The sequence below is a fragment of the Rhodococcus sp. SB1D genome (assembly GCF_048573875.1).
Classification (GTDB): domain Bacteria; phylum Actinomycetota; class Actinomycetes; order Mycobacteriales; family Mycobacteriaceae; genus Rhodococcus_F; species Rhodococcus_F qingshengii.
Window position 1 is genome coordinate 269,688 of record NZ_JBMAIQ010000010.1, and the last position, 19,479, is coordinate 289,166.

Consider the following 19,479-nt stretch of genomic DNA (forward strand, 5'->3'; position numbering starts at 1 on the left):
GGCCTTACGCGAATGATTCGGGACCACAGACCCTTTGACAACTGCCCGTCCACACTGAACGGTGAGAGTAGGTACGAAACAGACCAACGCGACACACTGATGTGAGGAGCCAGAGTTCATGCCGGAACCCAGAAGGTCAGATCACACCGATTACGTAGCCGTCAATCCGATCTTCTCGAGGCCTGGCGAGGATTCGGTTGCATCGAAGTACACACTCGAACCCGACGGCATGCTTCCCGAGACCGCGTATCAGATCGTCCACGACGAAACGATGCTCGACGGCAATGCGCGGCTCAATCTCGCGACGTTCGTCAGCACGTGGATGGACGATCACGCCACCAAACTGTATGCCGAGTCGTTCGACAAGAACATGATCGACAAGGACGAGTATCCGCAGACCGCCGCGATCGAAACCTATTGCTGGCGCATCCTTGCCGACCTCTGGCACTCGCCCTCCCCCAAGGACGCAATCGGCACCTCGACGATCGGTTCGTCCGAAGCCTGCATGCTCGGCGGCCTGGCGATGAAACGACGCTGGCAGCACGCACGAAAAGCCGCGGGCAAGTCCACCGAAAAGCCAAATCTCATCATGAGTTCCGCGGTCCAGGTGTGCTGGGAGAAGTTCTGCAACTACTGGGACGTCGAAGCGCGTTACGTGCCGATCAGCGAGGAACACCGCACCCTCGACGGTCACGATCTGGACAAGTATGTCGACGAGAACACCATCGGCGTCGTCGCGATCATGGGCGTCACGTACACCGGGATGTACGAGCCGGTCCTGGAAATCTCGAAGGCACTCGATGCGATCCAGGCGAAGACGGGACTCGACGTCCCCATCCACGTCGACGGCGCTTCCGGTGCGATGATCGCACCGTTCCTTCAGCCCGAACTCGAATGGGATTTCCGACTACCGCGCGTCCACTCCATCAACACCTCGGCGCACAAGTACGGGCTCGTCTACCCCGGCCTCGGCTGGGTGGTCTGGCGATCGCAGGATCTACTTCCCGACGACCTCGTCTTCAAGGTGAGCTACCTCGGCGGCAGTATGCCGACCTTCGCACTGAACTTCTCGCGTCCCGGCGCTCAGGTGATCCTGCAGTTCTACTTGTTCCTGCGTCTCGGCCACGACGGCTATCGCGCGATCCAGCAGTCCTCACAGGACGTGGCGAAATTCCTCGCCGAAGGAATCGGGAAGCTCGACGCCTTCGAATTGTGGAACGACGGTTCCGACATCCCGGTCTTCGCGTGGCGCCTCGCCGAGGGCCACACGTCCAACTGGACGCTGTACGACCTCTCGGACCGGTTGCGAGGCAAGGGCTGGTTGGTGCCGGCCTACCCCATGCCGGACGATCTCGCGGATCTGACAGTGCAGCGCATCGTGGTTCGTAACGGACTGAGCATGGACCTGGCGGCCAATCTGCTGCGCATCATCGAAGAGGAAACCGCGTTCCTCGACGAACTGGACAGCCCGATGCCGCGGCCGCGCGTCACCGAGGGATTCCATCACTGACGTCGCTTACCACGTGAAGAGCGGCCGCCCACTCCCCTTCGGGAGTCGGCGGCCGCTCTGGTGTTTCAGGTGTTACCGAGAGATCAAGCAGCGCAAGCCGGCGAGGTCAGACCTGCAACGCCGACGATCTGGCAAGCGGTGGTCTTCGAGAGCTTCCAGACGCCGTCTTCGTAGACGAACGAAGCCTGCAGGCCCTGCTGCAGCGGCTGGCCGTTGACGACGATGTTCAGCGAAGCTGCTGCCGTCTCGCTGCCCGTGTCGGTGACCGGGTCGAGGATCTCGACCTGCGCGCCGGCAGCCTTGGCGGCAGCGGCGACCTGGTTGATCAGCTCGGGATCAGCCTCGGCGCCCTGGACGAGGTTGACCTTGTCTGCGGCCGGAACGGTTTCGTCGAGTGCCTGGGCGACCTTGGCGTTGAGCTCAGGGGCGGTCGGCAACGCGACCGGCGCATCTGTCGAGTCCGAGGCCGTCGTGGTCGTCGTGGTCTTCGACGTCGTGGTGGGCGAGTCGGTCTTGTCATCCGAGCCACAAGCGGTCATCGTCAGGGCTGCTGCGATCGCCACGGCTGCAACGGTCATCTTCTGAAGCTTCAACTTCTCAGTCCTATCCATTCGGGTGTTCACATTCGAGCGTCAGTCGAACATCGTGCTTGCTCGAGGATCGTCGACAACATTACCCAACGGTAAGCGGAAAAAGTCTAAGGACATCCTCAGAGAAGGCTGTCGACCGCATCTGCTACCTCGAGCACCTCATCGGATTCGGCAAAGGTTTTGGCGATTCCCGTTCCGCTGGAACGGGTTTCGAAGCGAACGGTGACCACACCGTGCCCGGCGCCCTGCACCCAACCGTGTCCGTATTCTGGATGCTTCACGTCCAAACCGGGGTGCCAGTAGCGCTGAGGGACACGTGCTGCCACCGGAACGTCGAGTTCGGCCTCATCGAGGGCGCCCGTGAGAGTCTCGACCGGATAGCCGGGAACGTCCTGATCCAACTCGGGAAAAAGTGATCCTTGCCGAACGGTGGACAAACCGGCGAATCCCACACCGACCAGGCGAATCGGCCCCAATTCCTGTGGATCGATGACCTGTTTCTGCGCAGTCGCGATGAGGATTTGGCGGTCGATGGTGGCAAACGGCAGCGTCACGGATCGAGTCAAGATACTCATGTCGGACTTCTTGAGCTTCAGTACGACGGTGCGAGCAGCTCTTCCGTCCTTCTCCAGCCTGGAAAATGCTGCACGACCACTACTTTCGACGGCGGCGCGCAGTTGCGCCATCGTGACGATGTCTGCGGCGAACGTGGATTCCGCGCTGATCTGCTTGGATTCGGCACGCTCGGCGACCGGCCGATCGTCGATCCCCTGTGCGAGCCGATGCAACCCCGGTCCGACAGTGGTTCCGAGTATCGACGCCACCTCCGCTATGGGAGTGCGGGCAAACCCTCCGATGGTTTCGATGCCGAGACGCTTGAGCTTTTCCTCGGCAACAGGGCCGATCCCCCACAGCTTTCGCACCGGCAGTGGATCGAGCAACTCGTGCTGCATCCCGGGAGGAATCACTGCGACGCCGTCGGGCTTTGCCAGTCCCGACGCGATCTTGGCGACCTGCTTACCTGCGCCGGCCCCGATCGAAGCGACCAACCCGGTCTCGGCTTTGATCAACGCCCGCAGGTCCTCACAAAACGCGCGGACCTCGTCAGCTCCGACACCGGCCAACTCCACCGGTTCCCCGAAAGCCTCGTCCACCGACAGTTGCTCGAGGATCGGCATACGAAGGCGCAACGCGTCGAACGTGCGTTTACTGAGAACCGAGTACAGGGACATCCGTGGCGGCAATACCACCGCTCCACCACCGACCATCCGGCGTGCTTGATGCATCGGCATTGCCGATCGCGCACCGAAAACTCTCGCTTCGTAACTTGCCCCGGCCACCACCCCGCGCCCGCCCAAGCCGCCGACCAGCACCGGGCGACCTCGCAGAGTGGGACGCGTCAACTGCTCGGCGGAAGCGAAAAACGCATCCATGTCGAGATGCAGCACCCACCTACGACTTCGTGTGGGATCACCTTGATTCATCGGGCGTTACGGTTCTCTCAAAAGTAGGTGCAGAATTTACGTCCGCGCCTTCTTCTTCGGCGACTTCTTCTTCGGCAGGGGCAATACGTCGGCAGTCCGTTGAATGAAGGCGTGCAGGTGATCGAGGTCCTGCAACCGTTCCTCCGTCACCCGGTAATAATCCTTCGCTCCCGGGTACGGCGGAGCCAGATCGGCCTCTGATCCGAACTCCGTACTGACCTCGGTGGGTGTGACGAACAGAACGTCTCCGCAGATCAAGCCCACGATCTTCTCGTCGCAATACAATCCGTACTCGCCGAACATCGCCCTTGCCCGCACGTCGAGCGGTTCCAACTGCTCGAGAATGCGCGCCACGGTTTCCTTGCTCGTACTCATGAGAGCAAACTACTCCGGCACCCCGACATACAGACATTCATCGGAGAGCCGGAGTAGTCGCGTCGGTACTAGACCTTCGTGATTGCGGCGCGGATACCCTCACCGAGATCGACGGCGTCGTCTCCCGCTTCACCCACCGAGAAGGAGGTGGCCAGAACCTCACCGGCGATCAATTCGCGATGACGCTCTGCCCACTCCTTGCAGTCCTGCGGAACCTCGAGCACGACGTTGATCCGGTCCGAGACGTCCAAACCGGCGGCACGGCGCGCATCCTGCAACTGACGGATACGGTCCTTGGCCCATCCCTCGGCTTCGAGTTCCTCCGTCACAGCGGAATCGAGTACGACCAGTCCCGCACCGTCCGGCAGAGCAGCCGTCGAATCCGGCTCGGCCGCAACCAGTTTCTGCGTGTACTCCTCGGGCAGCAGTTCGATGCCCGCCGCAACCACGACGCCGTCCGCGTTCTCGGTCCAGTCGCCCGCCTTGACCGCCTTGATGACAGTCTGAACGGACTTGCCCAGACGCGGTCCTGCAGCACGCGCGTTGACCGCGATCTCGAAGCGCCCGTGCACGTCGACGTCATCGGTCAGATCGACCTTCTTGACGTTGACCTCGTCGGCGATCAGTCCGAGGAACGGACGCAGACGCTCGGCATCCGGCGCCGCAACCGTGACCTCGGGCAGCGGAAGACGAACACGCAGATTCTGCGCCTTGCGCAGGCTCAGCACCGTGGAGCACACGGTCCGGACGTCGTCCATCGCCGCTACCAGCTCGGGGTTCGCGGGGAGCTCCGACGCCTCGGGCCAATCAGCCAGGTGAACCGAGCGCTCCCCGGTCAGCCCGCGCCAGATCACCTCGGACACCAGCGGCAACAGCGGCGCAGCGAGACGCGTCACGACCTCGAGCACGGTGTGCAGGGTGTCGATCGCGTCGCGATCCTCGTCCCAGAACCGCGAACGCGACCGTCGCACATACCAGTTGGTGAGTGCGTCACAGAACAACCGAAGCTCGTCGCACGCGCCGGCGATGTCGTTGACCTCGAGGGCCTCGGTGATCACGTCGCGGGTGGTAGCGAGCTTGGCCAGGATGTACTGATCGAGGATGTTCTCCGAATCGGTACGCCACACACCGGATTCCGGCGCGTACAACTGCAGGAAGCTCCAGGCGTTCCACAGCGGGAGCAATGCCTGACGCACACCTTCGCGGATGCCCTGCTCGGTCACGATGAGGTTTCCGCCGCGCAAGATCGGCGAAGACATCAGGAACCATCGCATGGCATCGCTGCCGTCGCGGTTGAACACCTCCTTCACGTCCGGGTAGTTGCCCTTGGACTTGCTCATCTTGAGTCCGTCGTCGCCGAGCACGATGCCGTGCGCAGCAACGGTTTTGAACGCCGGACGATCGAAGAGTGCGGTGGCCAGCACGTGCAGCGTGTAGAACCAGCCGCGAGTCTGCCCGTTGTACTCGACGATGAAATCGCCCGGGAAATGGCCCTCGAACCATTCACGGTTCTCGAATGGGTAGTGCACCTGCGCGTACGGCATCGAACCGGATTCGAACCAGCAGTCGAGCACCTCGGGAACGCGGCGCATCATCGACTTCCCGGTCGGGTCGTCGGGGTTCGGGCGGACCAGGTCGTCGATCATCGGGCGATGCAGATCGGTCGGACGCACACCGAAGTCTGCCTCCAACTGATCGAGCGATCCGTAGACGTCCGTACGCGGGTACTGCGGATCGTCCGACACCCACACCGGGATCGGGCTGCCCCAGTAGCGGTTTCGGCTGATGTTCCAGTCGCGTGCACCTTCGAGCCACTTGCCGAACTGGCCGTCACGGATGTGCTCGGGCACCCACGTGATGTCCTTGTTCAGCTCGACCATGCGATCGCGGAACTTGGTGACCGCGACGAACCACGAGGGAACCGCCATGTAGATGAGCGGCTGCCCACTGCGCCAACTGTGCGGGTACGAGTGCTCGATCGTCTCGTGCCGCAGCAGCTTTCCAGCAGCCTTGAGGTCCTTGATGATGACCGGGTTGGCGTCGAAGACCATCAAGCCCTCGTACGGCGGAACCATCGAGGTGAACTTTCCACCCGGATCGAGCGGCTGCACGACCTCGATACCGTTGGCCGTGGCGACATCCATATCCTCCTCACCGAAAGCCGGTGCGAGGTGGACGATTCCGGTTCCGGAATCGGTTGTCACGTAGTCGGCCGAAAGCACGACGTGCGCGTTCGGATGTCCGAGGAAGAAGTCGAACGGCGGTATGTACGACAGTCCGACCAACTCGGCGCCCTTGTGACGGGAAACGACCTCGGGGTCCTCCCCCAGCTCACGTGCGTAATGAGCAACCCGTGCTTCCGCGAGCACGTACCGCTTTCCGTCCTCGCCGAGCACCTGGACGTAGTCGACCTCGGGATGAACCGCAGTGGCCAAGTTGGACGGCAGTGTCCACGGAGTCGTGGTCCAGATGATCGCGTTTGCGCCGTCCAATGGTGAACCCGGAGCGACCAGCGGCATGTCGACCGTGACTGCAGGATCCTGACGCATCTTGTACGCGTCGTCGAGACGAGTCTCCTGATTGGACAGCGGAGTCTGCTCGTACCAGCTGTAGGGCAGCACGCGGAAGCCCTGATAGATCAGGCCCTTGTCGTGCAGCTCCTTGAAGGCCCACATGACGGACTCCATGAAGTCGACGTCCAGGGTCTTGTAGTCGTTGTCGAAGTCGACCCAACGTGCCTGGCGGGTGACGTAGTCACGCCACTCGTCGGTGTACTTGAGCACCGAGGCCTTGCAGTACTCGTTGAACTTGGCCAGACCCATGACTTCGATCTCGGCCTTGTCCTTGATGCCGAGCTGCTTCTCCGCTTCGAGCTCTGCCGGAAGGCCGTGGCAATCCCAGCCGAAGCGTCGTTCGACCTTGCGTCCACGCATTGTCTGGAAGCGCGGCACCAGGTCCTTGACGTACCCCGTCAGCAGGTGGCCGTAGTGCGGCAAACCGTTTGCGAATGGCGGTCCGTCGTAGAAAACGAACTCTTCGCTGCCGTCCCGATTGGAAACCGACGCACGGAAGGTGTCGTCGTCGTCCCACTGTTTCAGGACTTTCTGTTCCAGTTCGGGGAACTTGACTCCGGTGTCGGCGGGGACACCGTAGTCGACTTTGGGATACCCGTTACTCGCCATGGCGATCTCCTCGTGCCAGTCGGACTCGGCACGGGGACGACGTGGCGCTTGTGCGCCGACACCGCGGTACCACCCCGTTTGCACCCCGTAGATCCGCGCTTGGATCCCGAGGTGCCACTCGATCGAGCTGTGACGGGCTCACCCGTTCGGTTCTACTGAGTTCTGGGCGCCTGAAGCGACAAGAACCGTTCTTCCGAAAGCTCCCCGGTGATTGCCGGATCACAGCCTGGTATTCGTGTTGGACAGTCTAATACTCGTCCTGGACCTTGTCGGAACTCGCCCTAGGACTTGTCGGGGCCACCCGGCGACTCGCCATGATTTCTCTGATTGTCATCGTTGGCGGTGGCTGCATCGTCGATCGACGAATTCGAGGAACTCTCGACTCGACCGTAAGGCGACGACATTCCGCTGCCCGATGCCGGGTCATCCAACGAAGGAACCGCCTTCCTGCTGGTCAGCGCACTGACCAGCAGGAGGACGGCACCTGCTACACAAATCGCGATACATGCCCACGCCCAGATCAGCGACCCTGTGGTCAGGGCGACGATCAGGAGAGCGAAACCAACTCCCGCGAGAACCAACGTCACGACCAGCACGTATCAACCTTTGTCCGGTCCGATAGCTGAGCCGACGGGGCGCTCTCGGTCAGCTGTTTCCCTTGGCGAAGGACGGGCTGTAGGAATCCTGTCCACCGTCGACCGGAACGGCCGAGCCGCGCTGTTCGAGCTCTTCGAGCTGCGATTCCAGGTAGGACTTCAGGCGCACCCGGTACTCGCGTTCGAACGTCTTGAGCTGCTCGATACGGCCCTCGAGGACCGATCGCTGCTGGTTGATGGTCGCCATGATTTCGGTGTGCTTCTTCTCGGCGTCCGCCTTGAGAGCGTCTGCCTTCTCCTGAGCCTGGCGAAGCTGGGTCTCGGAGCGAGTCTGAGCGTCGGTGAGCATCGCCTCCGACTTGTTGCGCGCATCCGCGATCATGCCGTCAGCCTTGCTGCGAGCCTCGCTCATGAGCTGCTCGGAGTTGGTGCGGGCACTGCCGAGCAGCTGCTCGGACTCGGTCTTGGCATCGTTGGTGAGGCGATCCGCCATCTCCTGAGCCAGTCCGAGGACCTTCGCGGCCTGCATGTGGGTGTCGCCACTCTGCGGCGCTGCAACGGCAGCAGCGGCGGGAACCGGCGCTGCAACAGGTGCAGGCTTGGGCGGTTCGACGACCCGAGCGGGCTCCGGCTTGGGCTGCGCTGCGACGGGTGCTGCCTGCTGAGCAGGTGCCGGCGACTTCTTGGCAGCCGCGAGCTCCTGATCCAGCTCACCTACGCGCTGGCGCAGGTCCGCATTCTCTTCGATGAGCTGCGACAGCGCCTGCTCGACGAGGTCGAGGAATGCGTCGACCTCATCCTCGTTGTAGCCACGCTTGCCGATAGGCGGCTTGCTGAACGCAACGTTGTGCACGTCAGCTGGAGTCAGTTGCGGCATGGAAGGATCCCTTCACGCGTCATTTGGCGGTCTAGCAAGCATTCAGTTGCAACACAGTCTACGTAGTGGCGAACCACTGGATGAGTTATGGCATCCATTCTGGCACACCACTCACTCGGACTGCGCTCAGCGAACAACCGACATCAGGATGATGACGATGAAAAGCAAGACCATGATGGATAGATCCAAGCGAACTCCACCGAGGTTGATCGGGGGGATCAACCTGCGGAGCAGTTTCACCGGAGGATCGGTGATCGTAAAAATGGTTTCGAGAATGACTGCGACCAATCCGGTCGGTCGCCAATCTCTGGCAAACGAACGAACGAACTCGACGATCACTCTGCCGATCAGCAACAGCCAGAAGACAACCAGCACCAGATAGATCACAGAGAGAAGCGCGTCCACACCCTCACTCTGCCTGACTTCTGCGGTGTGTCCAAAACAGACACACCGCAGCAATTCCGGAACCGGTCCGCATCGAGTCCGTCTTGTAACGGCCGGCGATGGGTCCGAATGCGGCGTCCGCCGAGACGGGCCGCCGTTCGAATGTGCTCACGTCACCCCTGCTCAGGGGCCGGACTGCGGTCGAGACCATCATTTCTGGCTGTAGAAACCCGTCTCGGCGATCCGACGGCGCTCCTCGGCGGAAACGTCGATGTCGGCCGGTGAGAGAAGAAACACTTTGGTGGCTACCTTGTCGAAAGAACCACGCAATGCGAACGCCAGGCCGGCCGCGAAATCGACCAGACGCTTCGCGTCGGCGTTGCTCATGTCGACCAGATCCATGATGACGGGAGTGCCGTCCCGGAACCGCTCACCGATCGTGCGGGCCTCTGCGTAGCTCTGCGGACGCAGTGTCGTGATCTTGGCGAGCGGGCCGCCGTCGTCGACAACCGGCGCACGTCGCGCTTCGGGTCGCTCTGCGCGCGCGTCGACCGCGAGGTTGCCACGGCTTGCAGGGCGCGGCGCCATCGCCGGGCGGCTGCTGCGGCTGGGAACGGTGTCGACGCGGGGCCGGGAATCGTAGCGATCGAACTCCGCGTCCTCTTCGTCACGACGACTGGGCGCGTAGCTCGCCTTCGAGAAGGCAGGTTCGACGAACTCGCGGTCGTCGCGCTCGGCATAGCCGTCGTGACTACGACGGGGTGCGCGGCGAGCCTGATCGGGCTCCTCCACGTATTCGTCCTCGTAGTCATCGAGGGGAACCATGCCGAAGTAAGCCTTGAACTTATGCAGGTTGCTCATTGATCGACCTTCCTTGGCGCGGCGGAATCAATCCGACTGCGACCGGTCGCAGCGGTGTGGACGGGTTGGGCGATCACCTGAGCGATCACCTCGAGATTACTGGTCGTGAGCCGAGCAGTGCGGTTCCGACACGCACGCAGGTTGATCCGTGGCGCACTGCAGCCTCCAGATCGCCGGTCATACCGGCCGAGAGTTCGGTTGCCCGGGGATGCGATTCGAGGATCAAAAGATGTGCCCTGCGGAGGATTTCGAACTGCTCGTCCGGATCTGATCCAAGCGGCGGGACGGCCATCAGTCCCGCGAATTCGAGACCTTCGGCTGATTCGATCCGCTCGGCGAGAGGCGTTAGCTCGCCCGTCGGAACTCCGCCACGCGCGGGGTCTCCGTCGAGACTTACCTGGATGAGCGCCCGGAGCGGCTCCGTGCGCTCACCGTCCGACAAAGCACTCAGCGCAGCCCGATCGAGTGCATCGGCCAGTCGCGCACTGTCCACCGAGTGAATTGCATAGGCCCACTTCGCTACCGATCGAGCTTTGTTGCGCTGCAACTGTCCGATCATGTGCCAGCGAACCGGATCATCGATCGCGCCCGTCTGTGCAGCGCCGTCGAAGTCCGCGACCTTCTCCACTGCTTCCTGCTCACGCGACTCACCGAATTCACGGCAACCCAGTTCGTACAGAATTCGAGCGTCGGACGCCGGAAAGAATTTGGTCACCGGCAGCAGTGCTACGTCGGAAACCTCGCGACCGGCGGCAAGGCAGGCGGCCGCCAATCGCGCCCTCACCGAGTCGAGTGCCGTCGATATTTCTGTCAGCCGCATTTCCGTCTCGCGCATTTCTGCCTAGACGGTTTCCTGCGCTGCGGGCGCTTCCATCCAGATCACTGCAGCTTGACGCCCGGTCAGAGATTCTCGGCGATGACTGAACAACGCGCGATCCTCGATCGTGCACCGCGGGTCCTCGGCGACACCGGACACACCCGCGGCGAGCAACTGCTTACGCAGTCCCGCACGCAGATCGAGCCCCGGCGTGCCCTTCTCGGTGCGAGTTGCACTGCCCGGCAAGTGCTTTTCCACGTCCGCGCGCATCGCAGCGGGAACCTCGTACTGGCGACCGCTCGCAGCCGGACCGAGGAAGGCGCCGATACGCGAAACGTCCGCGCCCTGACGCACCATCTCCGCGAGGACGCGCGGGACGATACCGATGCGGGCACCGATCCGTCCGGCATGAACGGCCGCGATCACACCGGCCTCCTCGTCGGAGAGCAGAACGGGAACACAATCTGCACTGAGGGTGGCGAGCGCCAGGCCGGGAACAGTGGTGACCAGAGCATCCGTCGCCGGAATCACTTCGTCGGTCGGTTCCGTCACGACAGTGACGTTGCGCGAATGGATTTGTTCCATCCACACGAGATGGTCAGGCTCGACGCCTATTTCGCGTGCCAGACGTCGGCGATTCGCATCGACGGCTGCCGGATCGTCTCCGACGTGATCGCCCAGATTGAACGACTCGTACGGTGACGCGGAAACACCACCGGCTCGGCTGGTCACGACGCGGCGAATGCGGGTGCGGGTGGTCGACTTCTCGGTACTCAAGATAAGTGTGCTCACAAACGTCGAAAGTTGTCGTCCGGCTCAGACGTGACCGGACATCCAGTCAAGAACAGGGTACCCAGAAATTCCGGGCACCCTGTTCTCGAAACTGTTTGTAGCCCTACGTCAGCGACGCATGAAGACCGGCACGTCGACGTCGTCGTCGCCCTCGTCTTCCTGGACCGGCGCATGGCGTGGGCCACCGATCGGAGGCAAGCTGCCCGAACCGGTGGTCTCGCGCGCTGCGGAAATCGGCTGCTCGCCAGCAGGTTCGGCGGCCACCGGTGACCGGCCGACCTCACCCGCGCGCCCGGCGCCGATAGCTCCACGTCCCTGCGCGGTCGACTCCACGGGACGACGAGCCGGAGCTCCTCCGTCGAATCCCGCAGCGATGACCGTCACACGAACCTCGTCACCGAGTGAATCGTCGATGACCGTTCCGAAGATGATGTTGGCGTCGATGTGGGCAGCTTCCTGCACCAGCGAAGCCGCCTCGTTGATCTCGAACAGACCCAGATCGCTACCGCCGGCGATCGACAGAAGCACGCCGCGGGCGCCTTCCATCGAAGCTTCGAGGAGCGGGGAATTGATCGCGGATTCCGCCGCCTTGATCGCGCGTCCCTCACCCCGCGAGGAACCGATTCCCATCAACGCACTACCGGCACCGGACATGACACCCTTGACGTCCGCAAAGTCGACGTTGATCAGACCCGGAGTGGTGATGAGGTCGGTGATGCCCTGGACGCCGTTAAGGAGAACCTCGTCCGCGCTGCGGAACGCGTCCATCAGGCTGACGGCCGCGTCACCCAGCTGGAGCAGGCGATCGTTGGGAATGACGATCAGCGTGTCGCAGGACTCGCGGAGCGCCTGGATTCCGGTATCCGCCTGTCCCCCACGACGCTTGCCCTCGAAAGAGAACGGTCGCGTCACGACACCGACGGTGAGTGCGCCCAGCTTCCGGGCGATGCTTGCCACGACAGGGGCACCACCGGTTCCGGTGCCACCACCCTCGCCTGCGGTCACGAACACCATGTCGGCGCCCTTGATGACCTCTTCGATCTCGTCCTTGTGATCTTCGGCTGCCTTGCGACCCACTTCCGGGTCGGCACCGGCGCCGAGGCCACGGGTCAATTCACGACCGACGTCGAGCTTGACGTCGGCGTCACTCATCAGAAGGGCTTGCGCGTCCGTGTTGACCGCGATGAACTCGACTCCCTTGAGTCCCTGTTCGATCATGCGGTTGACTGCGTTCACGCCGCCGCCGCCGATGCCGACGACCTTGATTACGGCGAGGTAGTTGTGCGGGGGCGTCATCGGCTCTCGCCTTCCGTGTCGTGTTTCACGCTGCTTGTCAGTGCTGCTGTCTTTGTTACTGCTGTTTTTGTAGCTTCATGCTCTTCGAGAACAACCCTAAACCTCAACCACAGGGTTAGAGTTATGTCAAGTATTCGATCTGAAACGAAACGCTATGCACCGTCGTCGCGTTCCGCCATTAGGCGCGCCGAGACACACCGAAGTATTTGCTGCGCACTGACGCACGGCTGCACCGTGCGCTATCGGACCGTCGGCAGATCGGGACTGGACACGTCGTACGTCTGCCCCGGTTGGGTCAACAGCGGAAGCGTGACAGCAGCCTTACGATCCGAGTGCTCGACACCGCCCCAGTTTACGACGCGACCGTCGAGCAGAGTCAGCGTGACACTCGAAATCGACCGAGCGGCAATCTCTCCCACCTGAAATCTCAGATCCGGCGGCAACACCGACAACACCTCGAGCGCGGCAAGCGTCGGCTCGTCGTTCCACCCGGGCGTCGGTGTCACCAGACGCGGAACCCCGGGCGGCGGGACGCCCATCTCGAAGTCGACGCCCTTCTCGTCCAGCAGGTGTGCACCCTCAGGTGAGTCGACGAAGACGACCGGTACCCGTTCGGTGACGGTGACGCGGATAGTCGACGGATACATGCGCTGCACACGAGCCGAGGCCACCTTCGGAATCGTCGCCACACGTGCGGCGGCGGCGCCGGTGTCTACCCGCATCAACGGCTGACCGGTCGGTACGGCCAGGAGCGAAAGGATCTGTTCCTCACTGACGGTCGTCGCACCGAGAACTTCGGTGCCCCGGACCGAGAGCACCGGAGACAACCAAGCCGTCAACGCAATTCCCACCACCAGCACGATTGCCAGCGGCGCCACGATCAGCGGTCGCTTGAACCACTTACGAGTCGGTGTGGGTTCGGGAGCCGGCTCCGTCGACCGCGTCGAGTATCGCGATTCGGTGCGAGTACTGCGCCGACGCGTACTGGTGGCTTGTCTGGCTCGAGGATCTCGACGCCCGCGCCGACTTCGTGCGTCGGGTGTCATCGCGGCGCGGGATGCGGCGCCGAACGCAAAGCATCGAGGATCTGTTTGCCGAGCATGGTCACGTCACCCGCACCCATCGTGATGACGATGTCGCCGGGGTGAGCCAACGCCGCCACCTGCTTCGGCGCCTGTGACAGATCCGGTTGATAGTGAACAGGTTTCGTGACCGACTGAGCGACCAGCGCACCACTGACGCCCGGCATCGGCTCTTCGCGCGCGCCGTAGACATCGAGAACGACAACCTCGTCGGCCAAGTCCAGCGCCTGCGCGAACTCCTCGGCAAACGCGGCGGTGCGTGAATAGAGATGAGGTTGGAAGACCACGATCACGCGTCCGGCCGCCGAATTGGTCGACGACGAATCGTCCTCCGGTCGAACCAGATCCGCCGCCGCGCCGAGAACCGCACGAACTTCGGTCGGATGGTGGGCGTAGTCGTCGAACACCCGGACACCACGCTCGCGGCCGGTGAACTGGAACCGGCGGTGTACGCCACCGAATCCGGCGAGCCCCTCGACGATCTCCTCCGTCTCGGCGCCGGCGTCACGGGCAGCCAGTAGAGCCGCAAGTGCGTTGAGCGCCATGTGACGACCCGGCACTGCCATCCGCACGGTTCGCGCGGCGCTCTCGCCCGCCAGGTGGAACTGCAGGACTCCCCCGACGTCGTGCGCATGGAAGCCCAGTAGTCGGACTCCGACCTCGACACCGTCGACAGGCTCGAAGGCGGTGCCCGCCTCCACCTCCTGCGCGTCTGCCGATCCGTAACCGAGCACCCGGATGTCCGTACGGCCCGAGGCCACGATTCGCTTCGCGAGATCCGCCGATCCCGGGTCGTCGAGGCAAGCAATCAAGAGCCCACCCGGACGCAACTTGTCGACAAAATGGTCGAACACCTTCACATACGCTTCGACACTCCCGAAATAGTCGAGGTGATCGGCCTCGATGTTGGTCACGACGATCACGTTGGGGTCGTACTGCAGCAGCGACCCGTCACTCTCGTCCGCCTCCGCGACAAAGACGTCACCGCTGCCGTGATGGGCATTCGTTCCCGCTTCGTTGAGTTCGCCGCCAACGGCAAACGAAGGGTCGAAACCACAGTGCTGCAGGGCGACCACGAGCATCGAGGTCGTCGACGTCTTGCCGTGTGTACCCGAAACCAGGAACGTGCGATTGCCCTGCATCAGTGATGCAAGGACAGCCGGCCGAAGAATCACCGGGATTCCGCGGCGAGCGGCCTCGACGAGTTCCGGGTTGTCCTTCGGGATAGCCGCGTGCGTCGTGACGACGACGGTCGGACCACCCGGCAGCAGGTCGAGAGCATCGGCGTCGTGGCCGATCCGGACCTGCGCCCCGCGTGCACGGAGCGCCAGGACTCCTCGGCTCTCCTTGGCGTCCGAACCCGAGACGAGGCCCCCGCGGGAAAGCAGAATTCGAGCGATGCCGGACATACCGGCACCGCCGATTCCGACCATGTGTACTCGCTCGAGGTGGGCGGGCAGCGCGGTCATCGGTTTCCCCTTGCGTTTTCCTGGACGGCGTTTTCCTTTGCCGCGATGTCGAGCACGATCCGTGCGATCTCGGTTGCCGCGGTGCGGTGCCCGACGTTGGCAGCACCACTGCTCATCTTGTCGAGGCGCGCGCTGTCGCTCAGCATCGGGACGACGGTACCGGCGACGAACGTCGGCGTGAGCTCGTTGTCGGAGACGATGATCGCACCGCCCGCTGCGACAACGGGTTTCGCGTTGAGTTCCTGCTCACCATTGCCGTGCGGCAACGGAACGTAGACGGCCGGTAGTCCGACCGCCGAGACCTCGGCGACCGTCATCGCGCCCGAACGACAGATAGTCGCGTCGGCTGCGGCATACGCGAGATCCATCCGCGAAAGATAGGGAACAGCCACATACGGTGCCGTCTCCGAGTACTGCTTGACTTCGAGAGAGTTCTTGGGTCCGTGTGCGTGAAGGACCGAGATCCCGGCCTTCGCCAGTTCTTCCGCTGCTCCGGACACCGCGTCGTTGAGCGACTTCGCGCCTTGCGATCCGCCGAAGACGAGCAGAACGGGACCGTCCTGAGGTAGTCCGAAGTACTCGCGAGCTTGCGAGCGGAGTCCCGCTCGATCGAAATTGGCGATCGACGCGCGAACCGGGATGCCGACGATCTCGGCGTCCTGATCGCCGCGGTTCTTCACTCCGGAACCCGGAACAGCAGCAAGCACCCGCGTCGCCAGGCGAGCACCGATCTTGTTCGCGATGCCGGCACTGGCGTTCGCCTCGTGGATGACGATCGGAATCTTGCGGCGGCGCCGAAGAACACCGCCACGTGCGGCAAGATACGCCGGAAGCGCGACGTAACCACCGAAACCGACGATCACGTCGGCGTCGACGGAATCGAGTACCTCACGGGTCTTGCGCACCGAGGCGAGGATGCGTGTCGGCAGTTTGACGAGATCCATCGTGGGCTTACGAGGAAGCGGAACCGGGGGAATGAGCTCGAGCGTGTACCCGCGAGCCGGCACCAAGGTGGTTTCGAGACCACGCGCCGTCCCGAGCGCAGTGATTCTGGTGTCGGGCGCAGCGGCCTTGACCGCGTCCGCGACAGCAAGTGCGGGTTCGATGTGACCAGCCGTGCCTCCCCCTGCCACCACTACCGACAGAGCCGATTTGTTGCCGCTCACCTACGAATTCCTCGCTCTCGAACTTCTCGTGGATCTTGTGCCCTACGTGTCGGCGCCTGCCGACGCTGACCATTCTGCCCTCCCGCGGTGCGCTTCCGTGACCCAGCGGCCGCACCTCGGTTGGAATCCGAGGAAGGGCGAGCACCTTGATCTGCCCGCTTGCGTCGATCGCCCGTCTCGATCGCGCGCCGGCCGTCGCGTCCGCGTGCCGGTTCGATCTGCCGTGCGGGCTTCGGTCGACGGATCGGCCGGCCCCCTGACGGCGGGTGGTACAGCACGGGCTTCGGCAGTCTGAGCAACTTCGAGATCTTGCCGTCCTGCCCGGAGTTCAGAGCGGCAACTGCTTCGGGCTCGTGGCGCGCTGCATTGGCGATGACACCGAACATGAACAATGTGATCGCCAAGGACGAACCGCCGGCGGAGACCAAGGGCAACTGGAGTCCGGTCACCGGCAGCAGTCCGATGACGTAACCGATGTTGATCATTGCCTGGCCGACGATCCAGGTAGTTGCAGTGGCCGACAGGAGCCGCCAGAACGGATCGATGCTGCGGGCTGCGATCCGCAATCCCGTGTAGACGAATACAGCGAACAAACCGATCACCACTGCGCAGCCGACAAATCCCAACTCTTCGCCGATGATCGCGAAGATGAAGTCGTTGTGCGCGTTGGGTAGGTAGTTCCACTTGGCGACGCTCTGACCGAGTCCGCGTCCGAAAAGGCCCCCGTCGGCGAGCGAATACAAAGCCTGCTTGGCCTGATAGTTGTTGCCCTGCAGGTCGTCGCTCTTGTTGAAGAAGGCTTGAACTCGATCGGAACGATAACCGGCCGTCATCGCCAGCACGCCCGCCACGACGACGCCCGTCACCGCGATCGAGCCGAAGAGCTTCAGTGGCAGCCCACCGAACCACAGCAGGGCCCCGACGATGATTCCCAATGCGATGGTCGTACTGAGGTTCGGTTGCGCGACGACCAGCGCGAAGACCAGCATTGCTGCGGGCACGAGCGGAATCAGGATCGACTTCACGGATCGGTCGTCCGGCCGCCGCGAAGCCAACAGATGGGCGCCCCAGATCGCCAACGCGACCTTCATGATTTCCGAGGGCTGCACCGAGAACCCGCCGACGTTGAACCAGCGACGCGCGCCCTGCGCTTCTGTGCCGATTCCCGGAATCAGGACGAGTACCAGCATGATCAGCACGACGACGAACAGCGGAAACGAATACTGCCGGAGCACTCTCGCCGGGATCCGCAGCGCGACGTAGAAGAGCACAGCTCCGAGAATCGCGAAGATCAACTGCTGGGTGAACAACGAATACGCCGAGCCACCGGACACGTACTGCTCGACGCTCGACGCCGACAGAACCATCACGAGCCCCAAGACAGTCAACATCGTGGCAATCGTCACCACCAGGTGGAACGACGCCAACGGCCGCGCCAACCAGGCACCGATTCGGGTCTTGGGACCCTTGGTCATAGCAAGTTCCCGGCTTGGCCAGGCGAATCCGTGAACGGATCGGGTAATGCGGCTACGGCGGCGGCGAAGCTGTCACCACGGTGTCCGTAGCTGGCGAACATGTCCAAGGACGCGGCGGCCGGGGCGAGTACAACTGCATCACCGGGGGACGCCAACTCGGCAGCTTCGATTACCACTGCGGCCATGACGGCATCCGCGTCGGCACCCGACGGCAGCCGGATGGTGAGAGTCGAGTTGCTGCTGTTTTCGCTCACCACTGCATCGTCCCCCGACATCACGTGCACCACGGGAACATCGGGTGCGTGTCGCGCGAGCGCGTCCTCGATCACACCAGCGTCACGCCCGAGAAGGACAGCGCCGGAGAGTCGAGGGCCGACTTCGCTCACCAATTGGTCGACGCTGGCTCCCTTGAGCAGACCGCCTGCAACCCAGACGACGCGATCGTGCGCGAGTATCGACGGTCTGGCTGCGTGCGGATTGGTGGCCTTGGAGTCGTCGATGTACACAACGGACCCGACACGGCCGACCAGCGCCCCTCGGTGTGGGCCGACCTTGTGTGCGGCCAGACCGCGTTCGACGACGTCTGCCTCGAATCCGAGTGCCCGCGCCAAGGCGGCGGCGGCCAGCGCGTCCATGACGCCTGCCGGGCCGGCGGGATCTATCGACGCTGCTTCGGCCAAGCGGACGTGATCGCCGAATGCGTTGTCCACGAGGTGTCCCGCTTCGACACCCAGTTCCCCTTCGCCCGGTTCACCCAATCTGAACCCGGTGACAATGTCTGCAGTTGCGCGAGTTCCCAGTTCGGAAGCGATCGCGTCATCGAGGCCGACCACCGCGACCTTTCCGCTCAGCGCCCGCGACTTGGCCTCGGCGTACGCGCTCATTCCGCCGTGCCAGTCGAGGTGATCCTCGGCGACGTTGAGGACCACGCCGGCATCCGGACGCACCGAAGGCGCCCAGTGCAATTGGAAGGACGACAGTTCGACAGCGAGGTACTCCACGCGCGGCGACGTCTCGGCGAGTGCGTCGAGTATCGGCAGCCCGATGTTTCCGCAGGCTCGGCCGACAACTCCGGCGGCGTCGAGAATCGAGGCCAGCATCGACGTCGTCGTGGTCTTTCCGTTCGTCCCCGTCACGACGAGCCATTTACGGGGTGTGCCGAAGTGCCCGCTGTGGTCGACGCGCCAGGAGAACTCGACGTCTCCCCAGATGGGAATCCCGTGACCGGCGGCGGCTGCAAGGATCGGTGCATCCGGCCGAAAGCCGGGACTGGTGACGACGAGCCCGTACTCGGTGATCGAATCCGGAGCATCCTCGATCGAGGTGGTGGTCACCATGCCCGCGCCGAGCTCCGCGCAGCGCTCCGCGAAGTCCAAGGTCGAATCGGCAACCGTCACGACAGCACCGAGGGCGACGAGAGGTTCGATGGTCGCTTGACCGGACACCCGCCCACCGGCGACCAGCACTCGCGTACCGCGGAGCCAGGACAGGTCGTTCTCGGAATCCGCTGAGCTGGTCATGGT

The 19,479-nt window shown here is 63.2% G+C and carries 17 protein-coding genes; 1 reads left to right on the plus strand and 16 read right to left on the minus strand.

Annotated elements, in window-relative coordinates:
- Positions 1-118: 118 nt before the first annotated feature.
- Positions 119-1,510 (plus strand): glutamate decarboxylase, encoded by a 1,392-nt coding sequence (locus tag ACN50D_RS22360; protein ID WP_042921836.1) that lies wholly within the window; start codon positions 119-121, stop codon positions 1,508-1,510.
- Between the two features lie 83 nt (positions 1,511-1,593).
- Here ACN50D_RS22360 and ACN50D_RS22365 read toward each other — a convergent pair whose 3' ends face one another.
- The 16 genes from ACN50D_RS22365 to murD all read right to left on the minus strand — a co-directional run bounded on the left by ACN50D_RS22365 (position 1,594) and on the right by murD (position 19,476).
- Entirely contained in the window at positions 1,594-2,088 is a 495-nt protein-coding gene (locus tag ACN50D_RS22365) for a hypothetical protein (RefSeq protein WP_223304502.1), read from the minus strand.
- Positions 2,089-2,219: 131 nt separating this feature from the next.
- Positions 2,220-3,584, minus strand: a complete 1,365-nt coding sequence (locus tag ACN50D_RS22370) for a DNA polymerase IV (protein WP_042452844.1) — start codon at positions 3,582-3,584, stop codon at positions 2,220-2,222.
- A 36-nt stretch (positions 3,585-3,620) separates the two neighbouring features.
- On the minus strand, positions 3,621-3,959 hold the full coding sequence (locus tag ACN50D_RS22375; protein ID WP_211921172.1) for a TfoX/Sxy family protein: 339 nt from the start codon (positions 3,957-3,959) through the stop codon (positions 3,621-3,623).
- Between the two features lie 68 nt (positions 3,960-4,027).
- Entirely contained in the window at positions 4,028-7,141 is a 3,114-nt protein-coding gene (ileS, locus tag ACN50D_RS22380) for an isoleucine--tRNA ligase (RefSeq protein ID WP_030537028.1), read from the minus strand.
- A 281-nt stretch (positions 7,142-7,422) separates the two neighbouring features.
- Positions 7,423-7,737 carry a hypothetical protein gene (locus tag ACN50D_RS22385; protein WP_007733197.1) on the minus strand — a complete coding sequence of 105 codons (315 nt, stop codon included), beginning with the start codon at positions 7,735-7,737 and terminating at the stop codon, positions 7,423-7,425.
- Between the two features lie 49 nt (positions 7,738-7,786).
- Positions 7,787-8,614: a DivIVA domain-containing protein gene (locus ACN50D_RS22390; protein ID WP_003941722.1), complete on the minus strand. Its 828-nt coding sequence runs from the start codon at positions 8,612-8,614 to the stop codon at positions 7,787-7,789.
- A gap of 126 nt (positions 8,615-8,740) precedes the next feature.
- Positions 8,741-9,019 carry a YggT family protein gene (locus ACN50D_RS22395; RefSeq protein ID WP_003941780.1) on the minus strand — a complete coding sequence of 93 codons (279 nt, stop codon included), beginning with the start codon at positions 9,017-9,019 and terminating at the stop codon, positions 8,741-8,743.
- Positions 9,020-9,208: 189 nt separating this feature from the next.
- Positions 9,209-9,859: a cell division protein SepF gene (locus ACN50D_RS22400; protein WP_003941752.1), complete on the minus strand. Its 651-nt coding sequence runs from the start codon at positions 9,857-9,859 to the stop codon at positions 9,209-9,211.
- Positions 9,860-9,944: 85 nt separating this feature from the next.
- Entirely contained in the window at positions 9,945-10,694 is a 750-nt protein-coding gene (locus ACN50D_RS22405) for a YggS family pyridoxal phosphate-dependent enzyme (protein ID WP_030537030.1), read from the minus strand.
- A gap of 6 nt (positions 10,695-10,700) precedes the next feature.
- On the minus strand, positions 10,701-11,468 hold the full coding sequence (pgeF, locus tag ACN50D_RS22410) for a peptidoglycan editing factor PgeF (protein ID WP_051649556.1): 768 nt from the start codon (positions 11,466-11,468) through the stop codon (positions 10,701-10,703).
- A 108-nt stretch (positions 11,469-11,576) separates the two neighbouring features.
- Positions 11,577-12,764 (minus strand): cell division protein FtsZ, encoded by a 1,188-nt coding sequence (gene ftsZ, locus ACN50D_RS22415; RefSeq protein WP_003941788.1) that lies wholly within the window; start codon positions 12,762-12,764, stop codon positions 11,577-11,579.
- A 239-nt stretch (positions 12,765-13,003) separates the two neighbouring features.
- Positions 13,004-13,642, minus strand: a complete 639-nt coding sequence (locus ACN50D_RS22420; protein WP_030537032.1) for a cell division protein FtsQ/DivIB — start codon at positions 13,640-13,642, stop codon at positions 13,004-13,006.
- Positions 13,643-13,806: 164 nt separating this feature from the next.
- Entirely contained in the window at positions 13,807-15,315 is a 1,509-nt protein-coding gene (gene murC / locus ACN50D_RS22425; protein ID WP_211921174.1) for a UDP-N-acetylmuramate--L-alanine ligase, read from the minus strand.
- On the minus strand, positions 15,312-16,481 hold the full coding sequence (gene murG, locus ACN50D_RS22430) for an undecaprenyldiphospho-muramoylpentapeptide beta-N-acetylglucosaminyltransferase (protein WP_211921176.1): 1,170 nt from the start codon (positions 16,479-16,481) through the stop codon (positions 15,312-15,314). Before murG ends, murC begins: the two co-directional genes overlap by 4 nt.
- Positions 16,478-17,956, minus strand: a complete 1,479-nt coding sequence (gene ftsW / locus ACN50D_RS22435; RefSeq protein ID WP_007730088.1) for a putative lipid II flippase FtsW — start codon at positions 17,954-17,956, stop codon at positions 16,478-16,480. The genes murG and ftsW overlap by 4 nt, the downstream gene beginning before the upstream one ends.
- Entirely contained in the window at positions 17,953-19,476 is a 1,524-nt protein-coding gene (gene murD, locus ACN50D_RS22440; RefSeq protein WP_064113274.1) for a UDP-N-acetylmuramoyl-L-alanine--D-glutamate ligase, read from the minus strand. Before murD ends, ftsW begins: the two co-directional genes overlap by 4 nt.
- Positions 19,477-19,479: the final 3 nt, after the last annotated feature.